The organism is Mesorhizobium sp. B2-4-6, from assembly GCF_006442775.1.
GTDB lineage: Bacteria > Pseudomonadota > Alphaproteobacteria > Rhizobiales > Rhizobiaceae > Mesorhizobium.
The window spans coordinates 213,045-235,286 of the sequence record NZ_VFVI01000006.1 but is presented as its reverse complement, the minus strand read 5'-3'; the positions used below and the strand labels follow the sequence as shown (position 1 = coordinate 235,286).

The 22,242-nt window shown below is 64.1% G+C and carries 20 protein-coding genes; 13 read left to right on the top strand and 7 right to left on the bottom strand.

Features of this window, described 5'->3' with window-relative positions:
* Positions 1–24 precede the first annotated feature (24 nt).
* The 3 genes from FJ957_RS17835 to FJ957_RS17825 all read right to left on the bottom strand — a co-directional run bounded on the left by FJ957_RS17835 (position 25) and on the right by FJ957_RS17825 (position 2,867).
* Entirely contained in the window at positions 25–792 is a 768-nt protein-coding gene (locus FJ957_RS17835; RefSeq protein WP_140833525.1) for a metallophosphoesterase, read from the bottom strand.
* A 113-nt stretch (positions 793–905) separates the two neighbouring features.
* Positions 906–2,042, bottom strand: coding sequence for an alpha-hydroxy acid oxidase (locus tag FJ957_RS17830; protein ID WP_140833522.1), 1,137 nt, complete (start codon positions 2,040–2,042; stop codon positions 906–908).
* A gap of 21 nt (positions 2,043–2,063) precedes the next feature.
* The gene (locus tag FJ957_RS17825) at positions 2,064–2,867 is read right to left on the bottom strand and encodes an FCD domain-containing protein (RefSeq protein ID WP_140833520.1); all 804 of its coding nucleotides are present in this window, start codon (positions 2,865–2,867) and stop codon (positions 2,064–2,066) included.
* Between the two features lie 207 nt (positions 2,868–3,074).
* Here FJ957_RS17825 and FJ957_RS17820 point away from each other — a divergent pair, with 207 nt between their 5' ends.
* The 5 genes from FJ957_RS17820 (at position 3,075) to glcF (ending at position 9,183) form a co-directional block, all read left to right on the top strand.
* Positions 3,075–4,397 carry a DUF3422 family protein gene (locus tag FJ957_RS17820; protein WP_140833518.1) on the top strand — a complete coding sequence of 441 codons (1,323 nt, stop codon included), beginning with the start codon at positions 3,075–3,077 and terminating at the stop codon, positions 4,395–4,397.
* 163 nt (positions 4,398–4,560) lie between these two features.
* Entirely contained in the window at positions 4,561–6,057 is a 1,497-nt protein-coding gene (locus FJ957_RS17815; protein WP_140833515.1) for an FAD-linked oxidase C-terminal domain-containing protein, read from the top strand.
* A 47-nt stretch (positions 6,058–6,104) separates the two neighbouring features.
* Positions 6,105–6,569, top strand: coding sequence for a DUF559 domain-containing protein (locus FJ957_RS17810; RefSeq protein WP_246685870.1), 465 nt, complete (start codon positions 6,105–6,107; stop codon positions 6,567–6,569).
* A gap of 73 nt (positions 6,570–6,642) precedes the next feature.
* Positions 6,643–7,848, top strand: a complete 1,206-nt coding sequence (glcE, locus tag FJ957_RS17805; protein ID WP_140833507.1) for a glycolate oxidase subunit GlcE — start codon at positions 6,643–6,645, stop codon at positions 7,846–7,848.
* A gap of 9 nt (positions 7,849–7,857) precedes the next feature.
* Positions 7,858–9,183 (top strand): glycolate oxidase subunit GlcF, encoded by a 1,326-nt coding sequence (glcF, locus tag FJ957_RS17800; RefSeq protein WP_140833502.1) that lies wholly within the window; start codon positions 7,858–7,860, stop codon positions 9,181–9,183.
* Here glcF and FJ957_RS17795 read toward each other — a convergent pair whose 3' ends face one another.
* Together FJ957_RS17795 and FJ957_RS17790 are read right to left on the bottom strand one after the other, a co-directional pair.
* A complete protein-coding gene (locus tag FJ957_RS17795) occupies positions 9,184–10,104 on the bottom strand; it encodes a bifunctional 5,10-methylenetetrahydrofolate dehydrogenase/5,10-methenyltetrahydrofolate cyclohydrolase (RefSeq protein ID WP_140833499.1) in 921 nt (306 codons plus the stop codon).
* Positions 10,105–10,476: 372 nt separating this feature from the next.
* The gene (locus FJ957_RS17790) at positions 10,477–11,217 is read right to left on the bottom strand and encodes a L,D-transpeptidase (RefSeq protein ID WP_140833497.1); all 741 of its coding nucleotides are present in this window, start codon (positions 11,215–11,217) and stop codon (positions 10,477–10,479) included.
* 211 nt (positions 11,218–11,428) lie between these two features.
* Between FJ957_RS17790 and FJ957_RS17785 the strand changes: the two genes are divergently transcribed.
* The 8 genes from FJ957_RS17785 (at position 11,429) to FJ957_RS17745 (ending at position 20,525) form a co-directional block, all read left to right on the top strand.
* Positions 11,429–12,067: a DNA-3-methyladenine glycosylase I gene (locus FJ957_RS17785; protein ID WP_140833495.1), complete on the top strand. Its 639-nt coding sequence runs from the start codon at positions 11,429–11,431 to the stop codon at positions 12,065–12,067.
* 111 nt (positions 12,068–12,178) lie between these two features.
* Entirely contained in the window at positions 12,179–13,684 is a 1,506-nt protein-coding gene (hisS, locus tag FJ957_RS17780) for a histidine--tRNA ligase (RefSeq protein WP_140833493.1), read from the top strand.
* Between the two features lie 178 nt (positions 13,685–13,862).
* A complete protein-coding gene (locus tag FJ957_RS17770) occupies positions 13,863–14,969 on the top strand; it encodes an ATP phosphoribosyltransferase regulatory subunit (protein ID WP_140833491.1) in 1,107 nt (368 codons plus the stop codon).
* Positions 14,966–15,664 (top strand): ATP phosphoribosyltransferase, encoded by a 699-nt coding sequence (gene hisG / locus FJ957_RS17765; RefSeq protein ID WP_140833489.1) that lies wholly within the window; start codon positions 14,966–14,968, stop codon positions 15,662–15,664. The genes FJ957_RS17770 and hisG overlap by 4 nt, the downstream gene beginning before the upstream one ends.
* A gap of 70 nt (positions 15,665–15,734) precedes the next feature.
* On the top strand, positions 15,735–17,501 hold the full coding sequence (locus FJ957_RS17760) for an AMP-binding protein (protein ID WP_140833485.1): 1,767 nt from the start codon (positions 15,735–15,737) through the stop codon (positions 17,499–17,501).
* Between the two features lie 10 nt (positions 17,502–17,511).
* Positions 17,512–18,135, top strand: coding sequence for a poly-gamma-glutamate hydrolase family protein (locus FJ957_RS17755; protein WP_140833484.1), 624 nt, complete (start codon positions 17,512–17,514; stop codon positions 18,133–18,135).
* A 131-nt stretch (positions 18,136–18,266) separates the two neighbouring features.
* Positions 18,267–19,334 (top strand): calcium:proton antiporter, encoded by a 1,068-nt coding sequence (locus FJ957_RS17750; RefSeq protein WP_246685880.1) that lies wholly within the window; start codon positions 18,267–18,269, stop codon positions 19,332–19,334.
* Between the two features lie 462 nt (positions 19,335–19,796).
* Positions 19,797–20,525, top strand: a complete 729-nt coding sequence (locus FJ957_RS17745) for a class I SAM-dependent methyltransferase (protein ID WP_181180606.1) — start codon at positions 19,797–19,799, stop codon at positions 20,523–20,525.
* A 2-nt stretch (positions 20,526–20,527) separates the two neighbouring features.
* Here the strand turns inward: FJ957_RS17745 and FJ957_RS17740 are convergent, their stop codons facing one another.
* Positions 20,528–21,334, bottom strand: a complete 807-nt coding sequence (locus FJ957_RS17740) for a glycosyltransferase family 2 protein (protein ID WP_140833478.1) — start codon at positions 21,332–21,334, stop codon at positions 20,528–20,530.
* Positions 21,331–22,188: a UbiA family prenyltransferase gene (locus tag FJ957_RS17735; protein ID WP_181180605.1), complete on the bottom strand. Its 858-nt coding sequence runs from the start codon at positions 22,186–22,188 to the stop codon at positions 21,331–21,333. Before FJ957_RS17735 ends, FJ957_RS17740 begins: the two co-directional genes overlap by 4 nt.
* Positions 22,189–22,242: the final 54 nt, after the last annotated feature.

The window sequence follows — 22,242 nt, the reverse complement described above, 5'->3', positions numbered from 1 at the left end:
GCACATCCGCGCCGGGGGTAGCGCCTAAGACGCCTTTCCCTGCACGGCGATGATGCGTTTGTCGCCGCCATCGATGGCGAGCGCGCTCAGCGTTCCGGATTTCCAGGCAAGCGTGTCGACATTGACGCGGTTGGCCTTGACCTCGGCCACGGGTACCGGCGTGTGCCCATGCACGATCACCTTGGGAAAGAGACCGGGGTGGTCATGGAAGGCATCGCGGATCCAGATCAGGTCCTGCTGGCTCTGACGGTCGAGCGGCACGCCCGGCCTTATCCCTGCATGGCAGAAGAAGAAGTCGCCGAAACTCACCGAAAAAGCCAGCGATTGCAGGAAATCGACATGGCTGCGTGGCACCGCTTTCACCAGGGCCATATGTCCCCGCGCGATCGCTTCCGCCTTGCCGAACCAATGGCCGTCGCGCAGCAGATCCACGCCATAGGATTGCGCCGTCTGCACGCCGCCGTAATTCATGAACAGGCCGTCCGGCTCGGCATCGGCAAGGAATTCGAGCATGCCGATGTCATGGTTGCCGGCGAGCATGATATTGCGCGGATCGCGTTTCTGCGCCTCGATCAGGAAATCGAGAACGCTCCTGGAGTCCGGTCCGCGGTCGACATAGTCGCCGAGATGGATGATGCGCCAGTCCGCCCCAGGCGCATATTCCAGTTCGCTCTCGATGCGCCGGTGCATGGCGGCGAGCAGGTCGTGCCGCCCATGCACATCGCCGATGGCGTAAAGCCGCATGCCTTCCGGCCCGCTTGCGTCGAGGTAGTGGATGCCGGTTTCGGTCAAGGAACCTGTCTTTTCGTGTTCGTCGCCGCGGGCAAACTAGGACCAATCGATGAACAACGCCCTAGCGCTGCAGCTTATCCTTGCCATGTCCGCGATGAGGCGCTCGCCGCGCGCTAGCGCCGAAGCTGATCCTTGCCCATCTCGGTGACGAGGCGCTTGCCGCAGAGCGCCAGCGTGATGTCCATTTCCTTGCGGATGATTTCGAGCGCCTTGGTGACGCCGTCCTTGCCCATCGCGCCGAGGCCGTAGAGGAAGGGCCGGCCGATATAGGTGCCCTTGGCGCCGAGGCAGAGCGCCTTGAGCACGTCCTGGCCGGAGCGAATGCCGCCGTCCATATGGACTTCGATCTTGTCGCCGACCGCATCGGCGATTTCTTCCAGCACCGAGATCGAGGAGGCGGCGCCGTCGAGCTGACGCCCGCCATGGTTGGAGACCACGATGGCATCGGCGCCGGTCTGCGCCGCCATCAAGGCGTCTTCCTTGTCCAGAATGCCTTTCATGATCAGCTTGCCGCCCCAGCGCTCCTTGATCCAGGCGACATCCTTCCACGACAGCTGCGGATCGAACTGCTCATTCGTCCAGGACGACAGCGAAGAGACGTCCCCGACGCCCTTGGCGTGGCCGACGATGTTGCGGAAGGTGCGGCGCGGGGTGCCGGCGATCCCCAGGCACCAGCGCGGCTTCAGCGCCAGGTCGATGATGTTGGCAAGCGTCATCTTGGGCGGTGCCGAAAGCCCGTTGCGGACATCCTTGTGGCGCTGTCCCAGGATTTGCAGGTCGAGCGTCAGCACCAGCGCCGAGCATTTCGCCGCCTTGGCCCTGTCGATCAGGTTGAGCACGAAATCCTTGTCGCGCAGCACGTAGAGCTGGAACCAGAACGGCTTTTTGGTCACCGAGGCGACATCCTCGATCGAGCAGATGCTCATGGTCGATAGCGTGAACGGAACGCCGAACGCTTCCGCCGCCTGCGCCGCCAGCATCTCGCCATCGGCATGCTGCATGCCGGTAAGCCCAGTCGGGGCGAGCGCCACCGGCATCGCCACCTTCTCGCCGATCATGGTCGATTCCAGCGAGCGGTTACTCATGTCGACCAGCACGCGCTGGCGGAACTTTATCTTGCCGAAATCCTCTTCGTTGGCCCGGTAGGTGCTCTCCGTCCAGGCGCCGGAATCGGCGTAATCGAAGAACATCTTCGGCACCTTGCGGCGTGCCAGGTCCTTGAGGTCGGCGATGGTGAGGATTTCGCTCATGGTTGTCCCGCTAATCTGTGCTTAGGAGCGTTTTCGTGTGGGTTCGATGTCGCCGGCGTCCGAGCGCTGTCTGAGACGCAGCCTGGACACGCGCTGCCAGTCGCCGCTGCGCTCGGCTTCCGCCATCGAGCGTTCGACATAGGTGATGTGGTCCATCGCCGCCTTGCGCGCCGCGATCGGATCGCCGGTCTTGATCGCGATATGGATCGCACGGTGCTGCGCGAGCAGTGCCTCGCGCGCGCCGGGCACGCCGAACACCAGAAGCCTGTTCTGGAACACGCCCTCGGAGAGCAGCCGGTAACAGGAGCGCAGCGTGTGCAGCAGGATGATGTTGTGCGCGCATTCGCACACCGCATGGTGGAACTCGACGTCGATTTCCGCCTCGTCGTCGAAGTCGCCGGTCCGGTGCGCCTCGTCCATGCGCGCCATGATGCGGTCGAGCAAGGCCAGATCCTCCGGCGTCGCCCGGCGAGCCGCATACTCGGCCGCCACCGCCTCGATCTCGCGCCGGTATTCCAGATAATCCGTCACCGCCTTGCGGTGCGTGGAGATCAAGTCCGTCACCGGCTTGGTGAAGAGCTGGCCGATCACGTCGGCGACATGCGTGCCGCCACCGGCCTTGGTCGTCAGCAGCCCACGGCCCTCCAGCGCCTTCAGCGCGTCGCGCAGGATCGGCCGCGACACGTCGAACTGGCGCGCCAGCTCGCGCTCGCCGGGCAGCCGGTCGCCGGTGCGCAGCACGCCTTCGAGGATCAGGCTCTCGATCTGCTGCACCACCTCGTCGGCGGTGCGCGAATGTTCGATCCTGGAGAAAATGTCGCTCAAAGAGACGCCTGGAGAACGGGATGGAGATGATCCAGATTAAAGCCTCTGTTGCCAACTGGTCAAATTATTTATCCAATTCGTCCAGTCTGGTCGCAGAGTTCGTAGCGCGTCGGCCTCCCCGGACGCCAATATTTGCTGTTTACGCGTCCCGCCGATTGCCGCAAGACGACCGGATTGCACGATGGGTCGAAACCAGGGGGACCAGCCGTGTCGGACGAGACGTCCAAACTCGAATTCCAGCCGCGCGCCCAAGGCAGCGTGATGGGCTTTCCGGCGCATGAGGGGCGACCTGGCGCGCTGGGCGAAGTCCACGCGCGCCCGCACCCGCTGATCGAGAAACCGCGGGTGCTGATCCAGCTTTCCTTCATGACCGAGGGCGGCGCCGCTGTCGACCATGCCGTGCTTTCGGAGCTGTCGCGGCGGCTGGGTATCGCCGCGCCCGAGCGCAATGCGCGCCACCATGCCATGAAATGGGGCAAGGGCACGCTGCGCTGGGAGCGGCACACGGAATTCTCGACCTATCTTTGGGAAGGGCCGCTGGCCGAAAACGCCCGAGCGCAGGAGGATTCGCCCTTCGGCAACGGTTTTTCGCCACCGGGCACCGTGATTTCCGGCATCCGCCTCGAAATCCGCAAATGGACGCAGACGAGCGAAAGACTGGTTGCCGGCTTCGACCCGACCAGCCTGTGCTATTCGCTGGTCGAGCGAGGCGCCGCCGCCATCATCACTGATTTCCGCCAGGACGGCGACGGCTTGACGCGCATGCTGGTGCTCGATCGCGGCCTGACGCCGGCCAGCACCGGCGCCTTGTCGCAGCGCCTGATCGACATCGAGACCTATCGCACGCTCGCCATGCTTGGCCTGCCGATGGCGTTGACGCTGTCCGGCCGCGCCCGTCGCATCGAGGACCGCCTGGCGCAGACCACGCTGGAAATGAAGGCGGTCCAAACCCGCGACAGCCAGACATTGCTCGCCGATCTTACCGAACTTGCCGCGGAGCTCGAGGCCGACGCCGCATCCAGCCTCTATCGCTTCGGCGCCAGCCGCGCCTATGACGGCATCGTCACCGAAAGACTGGAAGCACTGGATGAAGAGCCGGTGCAGGGTTACGACACCTGGGCGGGCTTCCTCTTGCGGCGCATGGCGCCGGCCATGCGCACCTGCCGCTCGGTCGAGGAGCGCCAGGCCAACCTGTCGCGAAAACTCACCCGCGCCACCACGCTGCTGCGCACCTGGGTCGATGTCGAGGTGGAGAAGCAGAACCGCGACCTGCTCGCTTCGATGAACAATCGCGCCCGGCTGCAACTGCGCCTGCAGCAGACCGTCGAGGGCCTCTCGGTCGCCGCCGTGTCATACTACGTCGTCGGCCTCATCGGCTATCTCGCCAAGGGCGCCTCGGTCTTCGGCCACGCTTTCGCGCCGGAAGTCGTTACCGCGGCCTCCGTGCCGGTCGCCATCCTGCTTGTATGGTGGGGCGTACGCCGCGTACGCAAGATGCATTCGGAGCCGGCGAAGCATCCGGGCGAATAAGCAGCCAAGCTCCATTCGGGCGCGACCCGGGCCGCAGCGGCAGATTGCCGCTGCGGAAGCTTGCGTTTACGGTTGGCATGGAGCGCGACCAAAGCAGCGTTTGCAACGGATGCGTCAGGCTGGTAAAAGATTTTGACCAGTCAAAGCCAGATGAGGCTGCCCGATGTCCGGCCTAGCCATGCCCAAGCCAGATGCCGAAACGCTGCGCCGTCGCGCCGAGATCGTCGCCGACATGCGCATCATCGTGCCGGGCGAGGGGGTCGTCGACGCGGCCAATGAAATGCGCGCCTTCGAAAGCGACGGCCTCACCGCCTATCGGCAACTGCCGCTGGTCGTCGTGCTGCCGGAGACGGTGGCGCAGGTCTCCCGCGTCCTGAAATACTGCAACGAGCGCAACATTCGCGTCGTGCCGCGCGGCTCCGGCACCTCGCTATCGGGCGGCGCGCTGCCGCTCGAAGATGCCGTGCTGCTGGTGATGAGCCGCTTCAACCGCATCCTGGCGATCGACTATCCGAACCGCGTCGTGGTCGCCCAGCCCGGCGTCACCAATCTCGGCATCACCACCGCCGTCGAGCAGGAGGGCTTTTACTATGCCCCCGATCCATCCTCCCAGATCGCCTGCTCGATCGGCGGCAACGTCGCGGAAAATTCCGGCGGCGTGCACTGCCTGAAATACGGGCTCACCGCCAACAATGTGCTGGGCATCGAGACGGTGCTGATGAATGGCGAGGTGGTGCGCCTCGGCGGCAGCCATCTCGACCAGGAAGGCTATGACTTGCTCGGCGTCATGACCGGCTCCGAAGGCCTGCTCGGCGTCGTCACCGAGGTGACGGTGCGCATCCTCAAGAAGCCGGAGACGGCGCGCGCGCTGCTGATCGGCTTTCCGACCAGTGAAGAGGGCGGCCAGTGCGTCGCCGATATCATCGGCGCCGGCATTATCCCGGGCGGCATGGAGATGATGGACCGCCCGGCGATCCACGCGGCGGAAGATTTCGTCCATGCCGGCTATCCGCTCGATGTCGAGGCGCTGCTGATCGTCGAGCTCGACGGTCCGGGCGTCGAGGTCGATCACCTGATCGGCCTAGTCGAGGCGATCGCCTATCGCAATGGTTCGACCACCTGCCGCATCTCGCAATCCGAGGAGGAACGGCTGAGCTTCTGGGCCGGCCGCAAGGCCGCCTTCCCGGCGGTCGGCCGCATCTCGCCGGACTATTACTGCATGGACGGCACCATTCCGCGCAAGGAACTGCCGCGTGTGCTGGCCGGCATGCGCGATCTTTCTCAGAAATACGGCCTTGGCGTCGCCAACGTCTTTCATGCCGGCGACGGCAATCTGCACCCGCTGATCCTCTATGACGCCAATGTGCCGGGCGAGCTCGGCAAGGCCGAAAGTTTCGGCGCCGATATCTTGCGGCTTTGCGTCGAGGTCGGAGGCGTGCTGACCGGCGAGCATGGCGTCGGCGTCGAGAAGCGCGACCTGATGCCGGAAATGTTCAATCAGGTCGACCTCGACCAGCAGATGCGGGTGAAATGCGCCTTCGACCCCAAACATCTGCTCAACCCCGGCAAAGTGTTTCCGCAACTGCGCCGCTGCGCCGAACTGGGGCGCATGCATGTGCATCGGGGGCAGGTGGCGTTTCCGGACATTCCGAGGTTTTGATGAGGGCTGGGGATCAAAGTTCCTCGCCCCCGCAAAGCGGGGGAGAGGTGGCTCGGGCAAAGCCCGAGACGGAGAGGGGGACGCCCTCTCAGCCAAGCCGCCGCTCGCCCGAAAGGATCGCCCGAGCGCGGGAGCTTCGCCGCGGTGACAATCAGGCGGAAGCAATTCTCTGGACCGAGCTGAAGGGCAAAAAGCTGGGCGGCTACAAATTTGTCCGTCAGATGCCGATCGGGCCTTACTTCGCGGATTTTGCTTGCCGAAGCAAAAAGCTCATCATTGAGCTGGATGGAAGCCAGCATGCCGAAAGCTCCTATGACAGACGACGCGACGAGTTTATGCGCGGCGAAGGCTTCTCGGTGTTACGATTCTGGAACGTCGATGTTCTGAAGAATTCAAAGAGCGTTTGTGAGACGATCTTGGCGGTGTTGGACGGGCGGCTGGCCGAAGACATCGTCGCTGCCGATTTGAGGTTTGTTTTTGCCGCCAGGAAGACCGGAGGCGACGCTCTATGAAGGCCCCCTCTCCGTCTCGGGCTTCGCCCGAGCCACCTCTCCCCCGCTTTGCGGGGAGCGAGGAACTGGAGCCATGACCACCTTCACCCCATCCACACCCGCCGAAGTCCTCTCCACGGTCCAATGGGCAGCGGCGGAAGAAACGCCGCTGGAAATCCTTGGGCACGGCTCGAAGCACGGCATCGGTCGTCCGCTGCAGACCGAGCATACACTCGACCTCTCCAAGCTCACCGGCGTCACCCTCTACGAGCCGGCCGAACTGGTGCTGTCGGCGCGCGCCGGCACGTCGCTCGCCGAACTCGAAAAACTGCTTGCCGAAAACGGCCAGCAATTTGCGTTTGAGCCGATGGACTACGGCCCGCTGCACGGCGGCGAGCCGGGTAAAGGCACCATCGGCGGCCTGCTTGCCTCGAACCTGTCCGGACCGCGCCGTCTCAAGTCGGGCGCGGCGCGCGACCATATCCTTGGCGTTGCCGCTGTTTCGGGGCGCGGCGAGGCGTTCAAATCGGGCGGCCGCGTGGTCAAGAACGTCACCGGCTACGACCTCTCAAAACTGATGGCGGGAAGCTGGGGCACGCTCGCCGTGCTGACCGACGTGACTTTCAAAGTCCTGCCGGCGGCGGAAACCGAAGTGACCCTGGCCATCCGCGGCCTGCTCGACGATGCAGCGGTCGCGGCCATGGCGCTGGCGCTCGGCTCCAGCGCCGAAGTGTCGAGCGCCGCGCATCTGCCGGAGCGCATCGCCGCGCGCGTCGCCAGCGGCAAGCACGGCAGCGATGCCGCCACGCTGCTGCGGGTCGAGGGGTTTGGGCCTTCGGTCGTCTATCGCATCGAGGCGTTGAAGCAGTTGCTCGGCAAGGCGGGTCCGCTCGAAGAGATCGCGGGCGAAGCGTCGAAGACGATCTGGCGCGACATCCGCGATTGCCGGCCCTTCGCCGATGGCGGCGCGCGGCCGGTCTGGCGCGCCTCGATGGCGCCGTCTGAGGCGCATCACATGGTGATGGCGCTGCGCATGCAAGCGGCGGTCGACGCGTTCTACGACTGGCAGGGCGGCCTGGCGTGGCTGTCGATGCGCGAGGACGATCCGGAGGCCGAGTTGCTGCGCGGATTGATCCGCAAGCATGGCGGCGGCCACGCGACGCTGGTGCGGGCGTCCGCCCCGCATCGCGCGGCCTTACCGGTGTTCGAGCCGCAACCGCCGCATCTTGCGGCATTGTCGGCGCGGCTGAAGGCCGAGTTCGATCCCAAGCAGATTCTCAACCCCGGCCGCATGGCTTAGGACCGCGACATGCAGACCAATTTCTCAGCAGCGCAGCTCGCCGACCCGCATGTCGCGGAAGCGGAAAAGATCCTGCGTAAATGCGTGCATTGCGGCTTCTGCACCGCCACTTGTCCGACCTATGTGACGCTCGGCAACGAGCTGGATTCGCCGCGCGGCCGCATCTACCTCATCAAGGATATGCTGGAGAACGGTCGGCCGGCGGACAAGGAGATCGTCACCCATATCGATCGTTGCCTGTCCTGCCTTGCCTGCATGACGACCTGCCCTTCTGGCGTGAACTACATGCATCTGGTCGACCATGCCCGCGCGCATATCCAGGAGACTTACAAACGGCCGCTGCTCGACCGGCTGACGCGTGCCATGCTGGCTTTCGTGCTGCCTTACCCGACCCGCTTCCGCGCCGCGTTGAAGCTTGCCGGGCTCGGCCGGCCGTTCATCGGCTTGTTCGAAAAGCTGCCGGCGCTGAAGCCGGTCGCCGCGATGCTGAAGCTCGCGCCGTCCTCGATCGCGTCGGCATCGCCAATGGCGAAACCAGGCACGCATGCCGGGCAAGGCATACGGCGTGGTCGTGTGGCGATCCTGACCGGCTGCGCGCAATCGGTGCTCGACCCCGCCATCAATGAAACGACCATCTCCTTGCTGACCAGGCTCGGCGTCGAGGTCGTAGTGCCGGAAGGCGAGGGCTGCTGTGGCGCGCTGGTTCACCACATGGGCCGCGAGGCGGCCGCCCTTGCCTCGGCGAGGCAAAATGTCGACGCCTGGACACGCGCGATCGACCAGGGCGGGCTCGACGCCATCGTCATCACCGCGTCCGGCTGCGGCACGACGATCAAGGACTACGGCTTCATGCTGCGTCTGGATCCCGCCTATGCCGAAAAAGCGGCGCGCGTCTCGGCGCTGGCCAAGGACGTCACCGAATATCTGGCCTCCCTCGACCTGCCGGAGCCGGCGCGCAAGCCGGGCACGGTCGTCGCCTATCACTCCGCCTGCTCGATGCAGCATGGCCAGAAGATCACGCGCCAGCCGAAGGAGCTTCTCGCCAAGGCCGGCTTCGTCGTGCGCGAGCCCCGCGAAGGGCATCTGTGCTGCGGCTCGGCCGGCACCTACAACATCCTGCAGCCCGAGATTTCCGCCAAGCTGCGCGACCGCAAGGTGAAAAACATCGAGGCGACCGGCGCCGAGATCGTCGCCACCGGCAATATCGGCTGCATCACGCAGATCGCCTCCGCGGCGAAGCTGCCGGTGGTGCACACGATAAAGTTGCTCGACTGGGCCTATGGCGGTCCGAAGCCGGAAGGCGTTTCCGGCAGCGGTTTGATCGCCGCGGAATAACTACTCCGCCGCGAGCTGATCCGGTACGCCGTAGGTGGCGCGGTAGAGCGCGCGCTGGCGGTTGAGCGCCACCATGGTGTTGCGCAAGAGGATCGCGACCGTGAGCGGGCCGACGCCGCCCGGCACCGGCGTGATCCAGGAGGCCACTTCCTTGACGCTGTCGGTATCGACGTCGCCGACGATACGGGTTTCGCCGTCAGGCCCGACCTCGGAATTGATGCCGATGTCGATGACGGCAGCGCCCGGCTTCACCATGTCGGCCTTGATCAGCCTGGGCTTGCCGACGGCGACGAACAGCGCATCGGCGCGGCGCGCATGGGCCGCCAGCGAGCGCGTCATGTGGTGGCACACCGTCACCGTCGCGCCCTCGCTCATCAACAGGAAGGCGATCGGCTTGCCGACGATCTCGGAATGGCCGACGACGACCACTTCGAGCCCCTTGAGCTCGAGGCCGGTCTCCTTCAGCAGTTCGACCGAGGCCGCCGCCGTGCAGGGCGCCAGATCGAGCTGGTTGTAGACGATGTTGCCGATCGAGGCCGGATGCATGCCCTCGACGTCCTTCAGCGGATGTACCGCCGCCTGCAGCGTCTTGATCGGGATATGCGCCGGCACCGGCCGCTGGATGATGATGCCGGTGACGCGCGGATCGGCGTTGAGGCCATGGATCGCGGCCTCCAACTCGCCGGCGGTGATGTCGGCGGCGAAGCGCCGCTCCTCGAAGCCGATGCCGGCAAGCGCTGCCTTGGCGCGCTGGTTGCGCACGTAGACATCGACCGCCGCGATATCGCCGACGGTGATCGAAACCAGCTTAGGCGGAAAACCCTCGGCAGTGGCGATCGCCGCGTCCTCGCGAACGGAAGCGACGATGCGCTGGGCGACCGGGCCGCCTTTCAGATAGCGGCTGTCGTCGGTCCGGATCATGGCTGGCACCTTTTGCCTTCTTGAGCAATTCAGGGGACAGGCGCTGGAGCGGCTTTCTGTCTGGAATTGCCTAACAACTAAGATTTTGTGCGCTGCAATAGCAGAGGAGCGCCGGGGAATCAGCCCCGAAAGCGAAACCGCCTGCTTTCGAGGCGACTTGCCGCGCCCTGCATCAGAAGAAAAACTCAAAAAACGAAAAGGGCAGCGCGATTGCCCGCGCTGCCCTTTCGTGACCGGCCGTATCCCCACACGGCCCGTCCCCCGTAAACTCTGTCACCGGTTTAAGCACATCCCGCGGGATCGCACTATGACTTGGCGGCAACAGCAGGAGACTAAAAATGCCGCGCCGCCTAACCGGCTGATTCGCTGTGACTATATCACCTCGACCGTGGTTCCGACATTCACGCGTTCGTAAAGGTCGACGACGTCCTCGTTGCGCATGCGGATGCAGCCGGAAGACACCGCGCCGCCGATCGTCCAGGGCTGGTTGGTGCCGTGGATGCGGTATTCGGTGGTGCCGAGATAGAGCGCGCGCGCCCCGAGCGGGTTCTCGATGCCGCCGGCCAGGTAAGTCGGCAGGTAGCGGCCCTTGGCCGCCTCGCGCTTGATCATCTGCGCCGGCGGGCGCCAGTCCGGCCACACCTTCTTGTCGGTGATCTTGTGCGTGCCCGACCATTCGAAACCGGGCTTGCCGGTGCCGACGCCGTAGCGTCGCGCCTTGCCGTTCTTCTCGACCAGGAAGAGGAAGTTCTGATGCGTATCAATGATGATGGTGCCCGGCTTCGCCGGCCCGTCATAGGCGACTTCCTGAGGCAGGTAGATCGGGTTGATCTGTGGCCGCATCACCATGCGTTTGGCCGGCTGCTGCACGGCCGCCGTGCGCTGCTGGTCGGGCTGTGCCTGGAAGAGGCGGCGCAGCGGCTGCTGCGTTGCCTGCCGGGCCGGGCGCACGATGCCCGGCGCACGGCCAAGCTGCAGCACCCAGGGCGCCGAAAGGTCGGGGCTCACCATCACCGGCGGTCGGTCGGCGTACCGGTCATTGGCAAGGGAGGTCGTGGCGCCGGCGGCAAGAATGACCACCGCGCCAAGCAGGGAACAAAACGCTGTCTTCATCGGAACGCACCTTGATCGTCGAACTCGTCCGGGCGGGAGGGCCTCGGCTTCGCGATCCTTGGCGCGCAGCGGCAAGCAAAGCATGAATCGGAATGCGTAAAATGCCGCTTTGTCAGTAAACCTTTTGGTGTGGTTACCGGCCGGTTCAGGAATCTGGTAAAGCCACCGTAAACTTGGCGCCGAGGCGCGTTAACGGACGGATTTGGTAGCGATGACAACTGAACATGCCGGCATTCTCGATGGTCCCGACGGCAAGGCGCGCTGCTTCTGGCACGGCAACCTGCCCGACTATCTTCATTACCACGACCATGAATGGGGCCGGCCGGTAATGGATGACCGCCGGCTGTTCGAGAAAATCTGCCTGGAAGGCTTCCAGTCGGGCCTGTCGTGGCTGACCATCCTGCGCAAGCGTGAGAATTTCCGCGAGGCCTTCGCCGGCTTCGACTTCGACAAAGTGGCGGCGTTCACCGACGCGGATGTCGAGCGCCTGCTCGGCAATGCCGGCATCATCCGGCATCGCGGCAAGATCGTCTCGACCATCAACAACGCAAAACGCGCCCGCGAGATGGTGGACGAGTTCGGCTCCCTGGCCGCCTGGTTCTGGAAGTTCGAGCCGGGTCCGCAGGAGCGGCCCGAAATCGTCGACCTTGCGCATCTGCGCGCCAATCCGACGACGGCGGTGTCGGTCAGGATATCGAAGGAGTTGAAGAAGCGCGGCTGGAGCTTTGTCGGCCCCACCACCGTCTACGCCTTCATGCAGGCCATGGGCCTGGTCAACGACCATCTCGAAGGCTGCTACTGCCGGACGGAGGTGGAGAAAGAGCGCAAGAGGCTCAAGAGGCCGAAGTAGAGGCGCAGACTCCCCTTCTCCCGCAAGGGGAGAAGCAGAGGCGCTAACCCTTGCCGCTCCAAGCAGCATCGTTTAGGAAACGCGCGCCCATTGACCAGAGAAGATCATCCCATGGCCGACAAATCGGAAAAGACGAAAGCACGGCTGCCGCGCGGTTTTGCCGACCGCAGCGCCGAAGACATCCGCGCCGTCGAGAAGATGATGGCGACCATCCGCTCGGTCTATGAGCTCTACGGCTTCGAGCCGGTCGACCAGCCGATGATCGAATACACCGATGCTCTCGGCAAATTCCTGCCCGACCAGGATCGGCCGAACGAAGGCGTGTTCTCCTTCCAGGACGACGACGACCAGTGGCTGTCGCTGCGTTATGATCTCACCGCGCCGACAGCGCGTTTCGTCGCCGAGAATTTTGAAAAGCTGCCAAAACCCTATCGCAGCTATCGCTCCGGCTGGGTGTTCCGCAACGAGAAGCCCGGCCCCGGCCGCTTCCGCCAGTTCATGCAGTTCGACGCCGACACCATTGGTACGCCGGGCGTCGCCGCCGACGCCGAGATGGCGATGATGATGGCCGATGTCATGGAAGCGCTCGGCATCAAGCGCGGCGACTACGTCATCCGCGTCAACAACCGGAAAGTGCTGGATGGGGTGCTGGAGGCGATCGGGCTTGGCGGCGATGACAACGCCGGCCGCCGGCTGACGGTGCTGCGCGCCATCGACAAGCTGGACAAGCTCGGGCCGGAAGGTGTGAGGTTGCTGCTCGGCCCGGGGCGCTGGGATGGCGGCAAGGAAGGCGAGGGCGATTTCGCCAAGGGCGCCGGGTTGAATGACAAACAGGCCGAAGCGGTGCTTCTTGCAACCGCGAGGAACGGCCAGACGGCCCAGGATTCAAACGTCAATACCAACGCTGTCTATCAGGAAGGCGTCGGCGAGCTCGCAACGATCGAGGCTCTGGTCAGGGCTGCGGGTTATGGCGAAGACCGTGTCGCCATGGATCGTTCAGTCGTCCGCGGCCTCGAATACTACACCGGCCCGGTCTTCGAGGCCGAGCTTCTCGCCGAGATCCCCAATGACGAAGGTCAAATCGTGCGCTTCGGCTCGGTCGGCGGCGGCGGCCGCTATGACGGGCTGGTCTCGCGCTTTCGCGGCGAGCCGGTGCCGGCGACCGGCTTCTCCATCGGCGTCTCACGCCTGATGACGGCGCTGAAGAACCTCGGCAAGCTCGATATCTCGGACGTCATCGCGCCGGTCGTGGTGCTGGTCATGGACAAGGACACGGAAAGCCTCGGCCGCTACCAGAAGATGGTCGCGGACCTCCGCGCCGCCGGCATCCGCTCCGAAATGTATCTCGGCGGCGCCGGCATGAAGGCGCAGCTGAAATACGCCGACCGCCGCGGCAGCCCGGTCGCCATCATCCAGGGCGGCGACGAGCGCGCCAAGGGCGAACTGCAGATCAAGGACCTGATCGAAGGCGCCCGCATGTCGGCCGAGATCACCGACAATGCCGAATGGCGGGCGGCACGGCCGGCGCAGGTGACGGTGGCGGAAGCCGAACTGGTTGGCGAGGTGAAGAAGATTCTGGCGGAGCAGGCTGCCGATCGCGCGAAGGGTGGCGCTTGAACACCCCCCTCTGTCCTGCCGGACATCTCCCCCGCAAGGGGGGAGATTGGATGTCGCGTATGCTTTCGCCAATCTCCAGCGTTGGAGAATGGGAGCCGAGCCCAAAACTGCTGATCTCCCCCCTTGCGGGGGAGATGGCCGGCAGGCCAGAGGGGGGTGCCTCGCGCCCTACCTATCCATGACCTCCCGTCCCGACATCGTAAAACTCTTCGCCTCCCGCGACACCCACGCGGTCGAAGTCGCCGTGCTGCAGCCGGCCGATCCGTTCCTCGATATGGCCGGCGAGGATTTGCGCCGGCGCATCTTCCTGACCGAAAGCGAGACCGGCAAGACGCTGTGCCTGCGGCCCGAATTCACCATTCCGGTCTGTCTCGACCACATCGCCAGCCAGGCCGGCACGCCGCGCCGCTACTCCTATCTGGGCGAAGTGTTCCGCCAGCGCCGCGAGGGCGGCAACGAATTCTTCCAGGCCGGCATCGAGGACCTCGGCGATCGCGACACGGCCGCCGCCGACGCCCGCTCGCTGGCCGATGCGCATGCGCTGCTTTCGCTGGTGCTGCCCGGCCAGACACTTGCCATCACGCTCGGCGACCAGACTTTGTTCGAGGCGGTGCTGGCCGCGCTCGGCTTGCCGCGCGGCTGGCGCATGCGGCTCGCGCGCGCCTTCGGCTCGGCGCCGATGCTGGAGGCAGCCCTTGCCGACCTCGCCAATCCGCCGCGCAACAGCCAGCTCTCCGGCCCCGTCGCCTTGCTGGCGCTCGACGGCGATGCGGAAGGCCTCGCCGCGCATATCTCTGCCGGCATCGAGAAGGCCGGGCTGTCGGCATCGTCCGGCCGCGCGCCTGCCGACATCGCGCGGCGCCTGATCGAGAAAGCGCAACTGCGCAGCGTCCGCCTATCCAACGAGGCGTTCTCGGCGCTTAAGGGTTTTCTCGAGATCGATGTCGCGCTGGACAGCGCGACCGCGGCGCTCGAAAAATTCGCCGTTGATGCCGGCCTGGCGCTGGGACCGGCGCTGGAGAACTTCGCCGCCCGCGCCAAGGCGATCGAGGCGCATGGCCTGTCCTCGGCGCAAATCCGCTATGACGCCGCCTTCGGCCGTCCGCTCGATTACTACACCGGCCTGGTCTTCGAGATTGCCGCCGGTGACGGCGACCGCCCGCTGGCCGGCGGCGGCCGCTACGATCGGCTGCTGACGCTGCTCGGCGCCAAGAAGCCGATCCCCGGCGTCGGCTTCTCGGTGTGGCTCGACCGGATCGAAGCCTTGCGTGAGGCGGCGCAATGATCACGCTGGCGATCCCGTCAAAGGGCCGTCTCAAGGAACAGTCCCTCGAAGTGCTGGCCAAGGCCGGCCTGGCCGTTACCCTGCCCGAGGACGACCGCAAATACCGCGCCCGCATCGAAGGCCTCGACAATGTCGAGGTGGCCTTCCTGTCCGCATCCGAAATCGCCGGCGAGATCGGCCAGGGCGCGGTCGACCTCGGCATCACCGGCGAGGACCTTTTGCGAGAGAATCTTGCCGATTGGGAAGCGCGCGCCGAGATCGTCGCCCGCCTCGGCTTCGGCCATGCCGATGTCGTGGTCGCCGTGCCCGACATCTGGCTCGATGTCGATACCATGGCCGATCTCGACGATGTCGCCGCCGATTTCCGCCAGCGCCACGGCCGGCGCTTGCGGATAGCTACAAAGTACTGGCGGCTGACGCAGCAGTTCTTTTCGCTCAAGCACGGCATCCAGGTCTACCGCATCGTCGAAAGCCTCGGCGCCACCGAAGGCGCGCCGGCGGCGGGACTGGCCGACGTCATCGTCGACATCACCACCACCGGCTCGACACTGCGCGCCAACCACCTCAAGGTGCTGGGCGACGGCACGATCCTGAAGTCGCAGGCCTGCCTGGTGGCTTCGAAGAAGGTTCGTGATATGGCGGATGAGGGGCGGTTGCAGGAAATCGCCGCCAAAATGGCGGCGCTGGTCGCGTAACCCATACCTTCGGCGGGTTTCCACCATCCCGGCAGGCTGATAGGCTGGCTTATCCCGGGAGGAGACGGCGATGGCGATCAAACTCGACGAGCTCATGAACGCCACCAATCTGCGCGGGCGCGGCGCCAGCGGCACCTTCATTGCCCCGCTGGGCGGCAAGGCGCATGTATCGGGCGATCGCTTGGTGCCCCTGCTCGACAAGACCATTCCCGAACTGTTTTCCGAAACGGTGAGCAAATACGCCACGCTCGACGCCGCCGTTTTCGTTGGCCAGGACAAGCGCTTCACCTGGAGCGAGCTCTCAGACGCGGTCGACGCCTTGGCCGCCGGCTTCCTGGCGCTGGGTCTGGAAAAAGGCGACCGCGTCGGCATCTGGTCGCCGAACCGTTGGGAATGGCTGGTGACGCAGTTCGCCACCGCGCGCATTGGCCTGATCCTCGTCAACATCAACCCGGCCTACCGGCTGACCGAGCTCGAATATGCTCTCAACAAAGTTGGGTGCAAGGCGCTCGTCACCGCCGCCCAATTCAAGACATCCGACTATCTCGGCATGATCGGAACGCTTGCGCCCGAGCTCGCCGCCGCCGAGCCCGGCAAGCTCAAGGCCAAGAAACTGCCGGCGCTGAAGATCGTCATCCGGATGGGCGACGACAATTCGCCCGGCATGTTCAATTTCGGCGATGTGCTGGCCATGGCCGGGCGTGACGAACATGACAGCCTCGACCGCATCTCCGAAGGCCTGAAGCCCGGCGACGCCATCAACATCCAGTTCACCAGCGGCACGACGGGTGCGCCGAAGGGCGCGGCGCTGACGCATTCCAACATCGTCAACAACGGCAATTTCGTCACTTCGGCGATCAGGCTCACCGTCGACGATCGGCTCTGCATCCCGGTGCCGCTTTACCATTGCTTCGGCATGTCGATGGGCACGATGGGCTGCGTCTCCAAGGGCGCCACCATGGTTTTCCCGGGCGAGGGCTTCGATGCCGGCGCGACGCTGAAAGCGGTCGCGCAGGAGCGCTGCACGGGGCTGTACGGCGTGCCGACGATGTTCGTCGCCATGCTCGACCATGTCGATTTTTCCAGCTTCGACCTCTCCAGCCTGCGCACCGGCATCATGGCCGGCTCACCATGCCCGATCGAAGTGATGAAGAAGGTGGTGTCGCTCATGCACATGGCGCAAGTGACCATCGCCTATGGCATGACGGAGACCAGTCCCGTCTCCTTCCAAAGCAGCGTCGACGATCCGCTGGAAAAGCGCGTCTCCACCGTCGGCCGTATCCATCCGCATGTCGAGGTCAAGGCGATCGGCGCCGACGGCGCCACCGTCGCGGTCGGCGAGCCTGGCGAGCTCTGCACGCGCGGCTATTCGGTGATGAAGGGCTATTGGGACGACGCCGACAAGACCCGCGAGGCGATCGACGCCGACGGCTGGATGCACACGGGCGACCTCGCCACGATCGACGCCGAGGGCTACTGCAACATCGTCGGCCGGGTGAAGGACATGGTCATCCGCGGCGGCGAGAACGTCTATCCGCGCGAGGTCGAGGAATTCCTCTATCGCCATCCCAAGATCAAGGAAGTTCAGGTCTTCGGTATCCCGGACGATAAATATGGCGAGGAGCTCTGCGCCTGGATCGTGCTGAAGCCCGGCCAGATCGCCACCGCCGAGGAGATCAAGGCCTTCTGCGCCGGCCAGATCGCGCACTACAAGGTGCCGCGCCACATCCGCTTCCGCACCGAGCTGCCGATGACGGTGACCGGCAAGCCGCAGAAATTCCTGATGCGCGAGGCGATGGTGGAGGAATTGGGATTGGTGGCGCAGAAGACGGCGTGAAACGGCATTTATGGACAACGAGTTTCCAAATTTTGCGGCGCTGAAAGCCGCCAAAATCGAAAACATAGATTATCGCATAGTCGTCCGGCGCGGCGCGCGAACCGGCAGTGCCATCGTCATCGCCCCGCATGGCGGCAAGATCGAGCCCCGCACCTCCCTGATCGCCGAGACGATAGCAGGGGGCGATCTCGATATGTATTGCTTTGAAGGGCTCATGCCGGAAAGCAACCGGGAGCTGCACATAACATCCAGGAACTTTGACGAGGCAACCGCGCTGGAACTGTTGCGGACGAAGTCCACTGTCGTCGCTATCCACGGTCGCCAGGATCGGGACGATCTCGCGACAGTCTACATGGGCGGCAAGGATGCCGCGTTGGTTTCAGAGATAGCCTGGCGTCTGCAGGAGGCCGGCTTCCAGACAAAGAAGGATAACCATCCGTTTCCGGGTGTCCAGGATTCGAACATCGTCAACCGAGGACTGACGGGCAAAGGCGCACAGCTGGAAGTGCCCTTCTCGCTGCGCCGTCGAATGGGGAACGAGCCGGAACTTCTGGAAAGATTCTGTGGGGCGGTTCGCAAGGCCATCGAGGCATTCGACGCCAGAAATGATGCCCGGTCCTCAATCGAGTTTTGAACGGTACGCTTGGCGGGCAAAGATGCCCATGAGAGGTGCTCCCCGCGCGCTTTTCGGCTAAGTTCGCGCAAACGCATGGCCTTCGGGGGGCTTGAATGACTGGTTACCGGCGGTCGGTGACTTCCTACACGATGCCGTTGGCCGCGCTGGCGATGGCTCTCGCGGTCAGGGCCAGCGGCCTCTCGGTCGACGAAGGGTCGCTGAACGCCAGGATACTCGTTGGAGCGCTGTCGAGCGCCATCATGTTCACCACCATTTTCGTGGTGCTCGACCACGCCGAGGCGCTCGCCCGGCGTATAGGGGAGCCCTACGGAACCTTGGTGCTGACTTTTGCGGTGACGGCGATCGAAGTGTCGATCATCGTCTCGATGATGCTGCATGGAGCAAACAACCCGACCCTGGCGCGCGAATCCGTTTTCTCGACGGTGATGATCACCTCCACTGGCGTTGTCGGCATCTGTCTCACGCTTGGCGGCTGGCGCTATCGCAAGCAGGCGATCCTCCGGCAAGGGACCAGCGCCTACCTGTCGGTTCTGATCGCGCTGACCGTGATGACGCTCATTCTTCCGACTTACACCCAGGCCACGGATCCCGGCACGTTTTCGGCGGCTCAGCTTGGTTTCGTAAGCGTCCTTTCGGTGCTTCTCTATGCGAGCTTCGTGTTCGCCCAGACCGTCCGGCATCGGGAGGACTTCGTCCAGGGGCAGGCACACGACGTCCCGACGCGAACTGCTTCCCACGACAGCATTTCCGTCAGCGCCCTGCTGCTGCTGAGCGGGCTCATCGGAATAGTCCTGCTCGCCGAGCAGGTCGCCGCGAGCGTGGAAGATGCGCTCGCCGCCTATCAGGTGACCCAGGCCGACAGCATCGTGGGAGCAATGATCGCTGCACTGGTTTTGATGCCGGAAGCCATCTCGGCGATCCGCGCCTCGTTCAAGAATGAGCTGCAGCGCAGCCTTAACGTCGCGATGGGCTCGGCCTGCGCCACGATCGGTTTGACGATACCGGCGGTCGCGGCCGCCAGCCTGCTGACGGGCAGGGGGCTGACCCTTGGGCTCCCGGCTTCCGATGCCGTGCTTTTGGTGCTGGCGCTCTTCATATGCAGCGTAAGCTTCAGCACCGAAAGAACGACGTTCCTGACCGGCATGGTGCACGTCGTGGTGTTTTTCACCTATGTGTTCCTGATCTTTGTGCCGTGAAGGCTTGGAATGATGCGGACCGACTGGTGAAGCGATTGACGCCACCTAGCGACCTCGCGACGCGGGAGGCCGTTGCAACATCGTCAGCCGCTTGACAGGCATCAGCAATTGGCTGCCAAGTTCCTGACGCAAGGCGAAAATGGACAATTGGTGGGCGGCCCAGAAGACAACGAGAGCGTATGTCATCGGCCGCCTTGCGGCGACCAATCGCTATCGGCGCCGCCATCCATTGGAAAGTGCGCAGCGGTTCGCTGTACGGAATTGCGTCGAACGAAGAGACAAAGCGGTTCTGCGACCGCGCTTGAGAACTGGAGTTGATCCCCCATGCCGTCGTGGTCGGGAAAGGGTCTGTGGCCGCGGCGAGCGGAGGCGATCTCAGAGGCTGGCGCGAATTCCTTGCCGGGGGAACTGCCCGTTCCGCCCTTTGAGATGCGGCAACTCGTCGGCCCGACTGACCCGGCGATGTTTGACAATCCAAGCCGCGCGCCGGTCTTTTCGGGAATGCTGGACGGGGCCTATGACAATGTGTTCGACTTCGGCTCGGGCTGCGGCCGGCTTGCCAGGCAGATGATGCAGCAGTCGGCGGTGCCAGCGAAATATCGAGGCATCGACCTGCACGAAGGCATGGTGAGGTGGTGTCAGGAGAATTTGACGCCGGCCAACCCCGATTTCACTTTCGCGCATCACAATGTCTTCAACCCCGGCTTCAACCCCGATCCATCCCTGCCACGTTTCGCTCCGCTCCCGATCGAGGACGGCGCCGTGACATTGATGATCGCCTGGTCGGTCTTCACCCACACCACGCAGCGGCAGACCGAGCACTACGTCAGGGAGGCGGCGCGCGTCCTCAATGATCGCGGCATTCTTGTCTCGACATGGTTCCTGTTCGAGAAGCGGAATTTCCCCATGATGCAGGATTTTCAGAACGCGCTCTACATCAACGAGTTCGATCCGACCAATGCGACCATCTTCGACCGGATCTGGCTGATGGAACTGCTTGCAAACGCCGGCTTGCAGGTGACCCTGGCTAAGCCTCCGGGGATCCGCGGCTTTCAATGGGAGCTGCACATCCGCAAAAAGGGGCAGGGCGCGCCGGTCGAGATCGGCGAAGACCTAGCACCATATGGCAAGAAGCCGCCGCCGGTTGTCACGCGGGATCCTTCCAAGATCGGCATTCCTGACAGGGAGTAGCTTCAGGCGGACAGGCGGAATCGGATCAGATACCAGAGCGCCTTGATCCCGTCGCGCCAACCGATTTTCTTGCCCTCTTCGTAAGTGCGGCCGTAATAGCTGATGCCGACCTCATAGATGCGCAGGTCGCCGGCGCGCGCAATCTGGGCGCTCATCTGGATTTCGCAGCCGAAATCGTCGCAGGTGAGGGTGAGCCGCTCTTTGACCGCGTGGGTGAACATCTTGTAGCAACATTCAATGTCGGTCAGCGTTTGGTTGTAGAGCAGATTGAACGTCAGCGAGATGAACCTGTTCGCCACATAGTGGTGGAAATACAAGGACCGGTGTGGCCGGCCGTAGAACCGCGAGCCGTAGACCACGTCGGCAACTTTGCGCCTCGCGATAAGATCGTACATGGCCGCCCAGTCGGTTGGATCGTACTCGAGGTCGGCATCCTGGATGACGATGACGTCGCCGCTGGCGGCCGCAAATCCGGTCCGCACCGCGGCGCCCTTGCCGCTGTTTTTCTCGTGATAGATCGGCCGGATGATCGTCTTGGCGGCCGGTCCGTCATCGATGACGGCGAGATTGTTGCCCGCATCGACTTTTATGCTATGGCCTGAACGAGCTCCGTCTGGAAAATGCGTGCGCAGCCATTCACGGGTTCCATCCGTCGATCCGTCATCGACGACGATGATCTCTTTCCCAACAGCCGGCAGCGCCTCGCTGACGATGGCGAGCACGCTGGCAAGCGTCGCCGCCTCGTTGAAGACCGGGACAATGATCGAGAGCACTGATGCGGCGGAGGTCGGCTCTGTTCCGGGACTCATGATCTCGACAACGAGGTCAGCGTCGCCACCACCATCACAATTCCTATGATTGCGTAAAGCGCGCGGTAGCAGCGCTGGAGGCCGACCAGACTTTCAAAAGTCAGGCCGGCCCGCAGCGCGCGCAGCGATGCCACGAGATGCAGCGGGTAGAGCAGCGCCGCCACCGTGAGCACGCCCGGCACGAGGCCAGACGCCGCGAGCGCTACCAACAGGGCATAGGTCGCTGTGAAGAGGACAAGGCCCGCAATGAAGCTTTGCGTCCTGCCGAAGGCGACCGCATTGGTGCGGATGCCGTTCAGCGTGTCGCCGTCATGATCGCGTGCTTCATGGGTGAAATGGCCGGCGCTGAAGACCAGCCCGAAGAAGCAGCCGACGAGCAGGCCGCGCGCGTCGATGGCGGAGAAGGCCGCGTAGCCGAGCAGGAAATGCAACATGCCGCCCGCAAGATGAAGCCCTGAGTTGAAGAGCGGTGTGCCCTTGAGGTGCAAGCCAGGCGCCGAATAGAGGGCACTCAAGCCGGCGATGGCCAGTCCGATGCAGAAAGGCGTCGCGCCAACCACCCTGAGCAGCAACAGGCCGAGCGCCAGGAGCGAGAGCGTCAGGTACCCGACCTCGCTTCGCGACAGGCCCTTTGCGGCAAAAGTCCTTGGCGCTCGCCTGGGATCGTTGAGATCGCCGCCGATACCGGACCAGTCGTTGAAAAGGAAGACATGCGACACCAGGCAAAAATTGCCGGCAACGAGGATGGCGACCTCAAGCGTGTTGGTTATGGTCAGGGCGCTGATCGAGAGGATCGCGCCGATCAGCGGCGCGCCCTGAAGTGCGCAGACCTCGTCGAAACGGATGCTGGACAACAGCCGGGACCACCATCGTGGCCTCGCCGAGCGAATCGCAACTGCCGGTTCCAG

Coding starts and splice junctions, on each gene's coding strand:
- FJ957_RS17760 (WP_140833485.1), top strand. CDS start 15,735: ATGGCGATCAAACTCGACGAGCTCATGAACGCCACCAATCTGCGCGGG.
- hisS (WP_140833493.1), top strand. CDS start 12,179: ATGGCCGACAAATCGGAAAAGACGAAAGCACGGCTGCCGCGCGGTTTT.
- glcE (WP_140833507.1), top strand. CDS start 6,643: ATGACCACCTTCACCCCATCCACACCCGCCGAAGTCCTCTCCACGGTC.
- FJ957_RS17750 (WP_246685880.1), top strand. CDS start 18,267: ATGCCGTTGGCCGCGCTGGCGATGGCTCTCGCGGTCAGGGCCAGCGGC.
- hisG (WP_140833489.1), top strand. CDS start 14,966: ATGATCACGCTGGCGATCCCGTCAAAGGGCCGTCTCAAGGAACAGTCC.
- FJ957_RS17745 (WP_181180606.1), top strand. CDS start 19,797: ATGTTTGACAATCCAAGCCGCGCGCCGGTCTTTTCGGGAATGCTGGAC.
- FJ957_RS17770 (WP_140833491.1), top strand. CDS start 13,863: ATGACCTCCCGTCCCGACATCGTAAAACTCTTCGCCTCCCGCGACACC.
- FJ957_RS17815 (WP_140833515.1), top strand. CDS start 4,561: ATGTCCGGCCTAGCCATGCCCAAGCCAGATGCCGAAACGCTGCGCCGT.
- FJ957_RS17755 (WP_140833484.1), top strand. CDS start 17,512: ATGGACAACGAGTTTCCAAATTTTGCGGCGCTGAAAGCCGCCAAAATC.
- FJ957_RS17785 (WP_140833495.1), top strand. CDS start 11,429: ATGACAACTGAACATGCCGGCATTCTCGATGGTCCCGACGGCAAGGCG.
- glcF (WP_140833502.1), top strand. CDS start 7,858: ATGCAGACCAATTTCTCAGCAGCGCAGCTCGCCGACCCGCATGTCGCG.
- FJ957_RS17830 (WP_140833522.1), bottom strand. CDS start 2,042: ATGAGCGAAATCCTCACCATCGCCGACCTCAAGGACCTGGCACGCCGC.
- FJ957_RS17740 (WP_140833478.1), bottom strand. CDS start 21,334: ATGAGTCCCGGAACAGAGCCGACCTCCGCCGCATCAGTGCTCTCGATC.
- FJ957_RS17795 (WP_140833499.1), bottom strand. CDS start 10,104: ATGATCCGGACCGACGACAGCCGCTATCTGAAAGGCGGCCCGGTCGCC.
- FJ957_RS17790 (WP_140833497.1), bottom strand. CDS start 11,217: ATGAAGACAGCGTTTTGTTCCCTGCTTGGCGCGGTGGTCATTCTTGCC.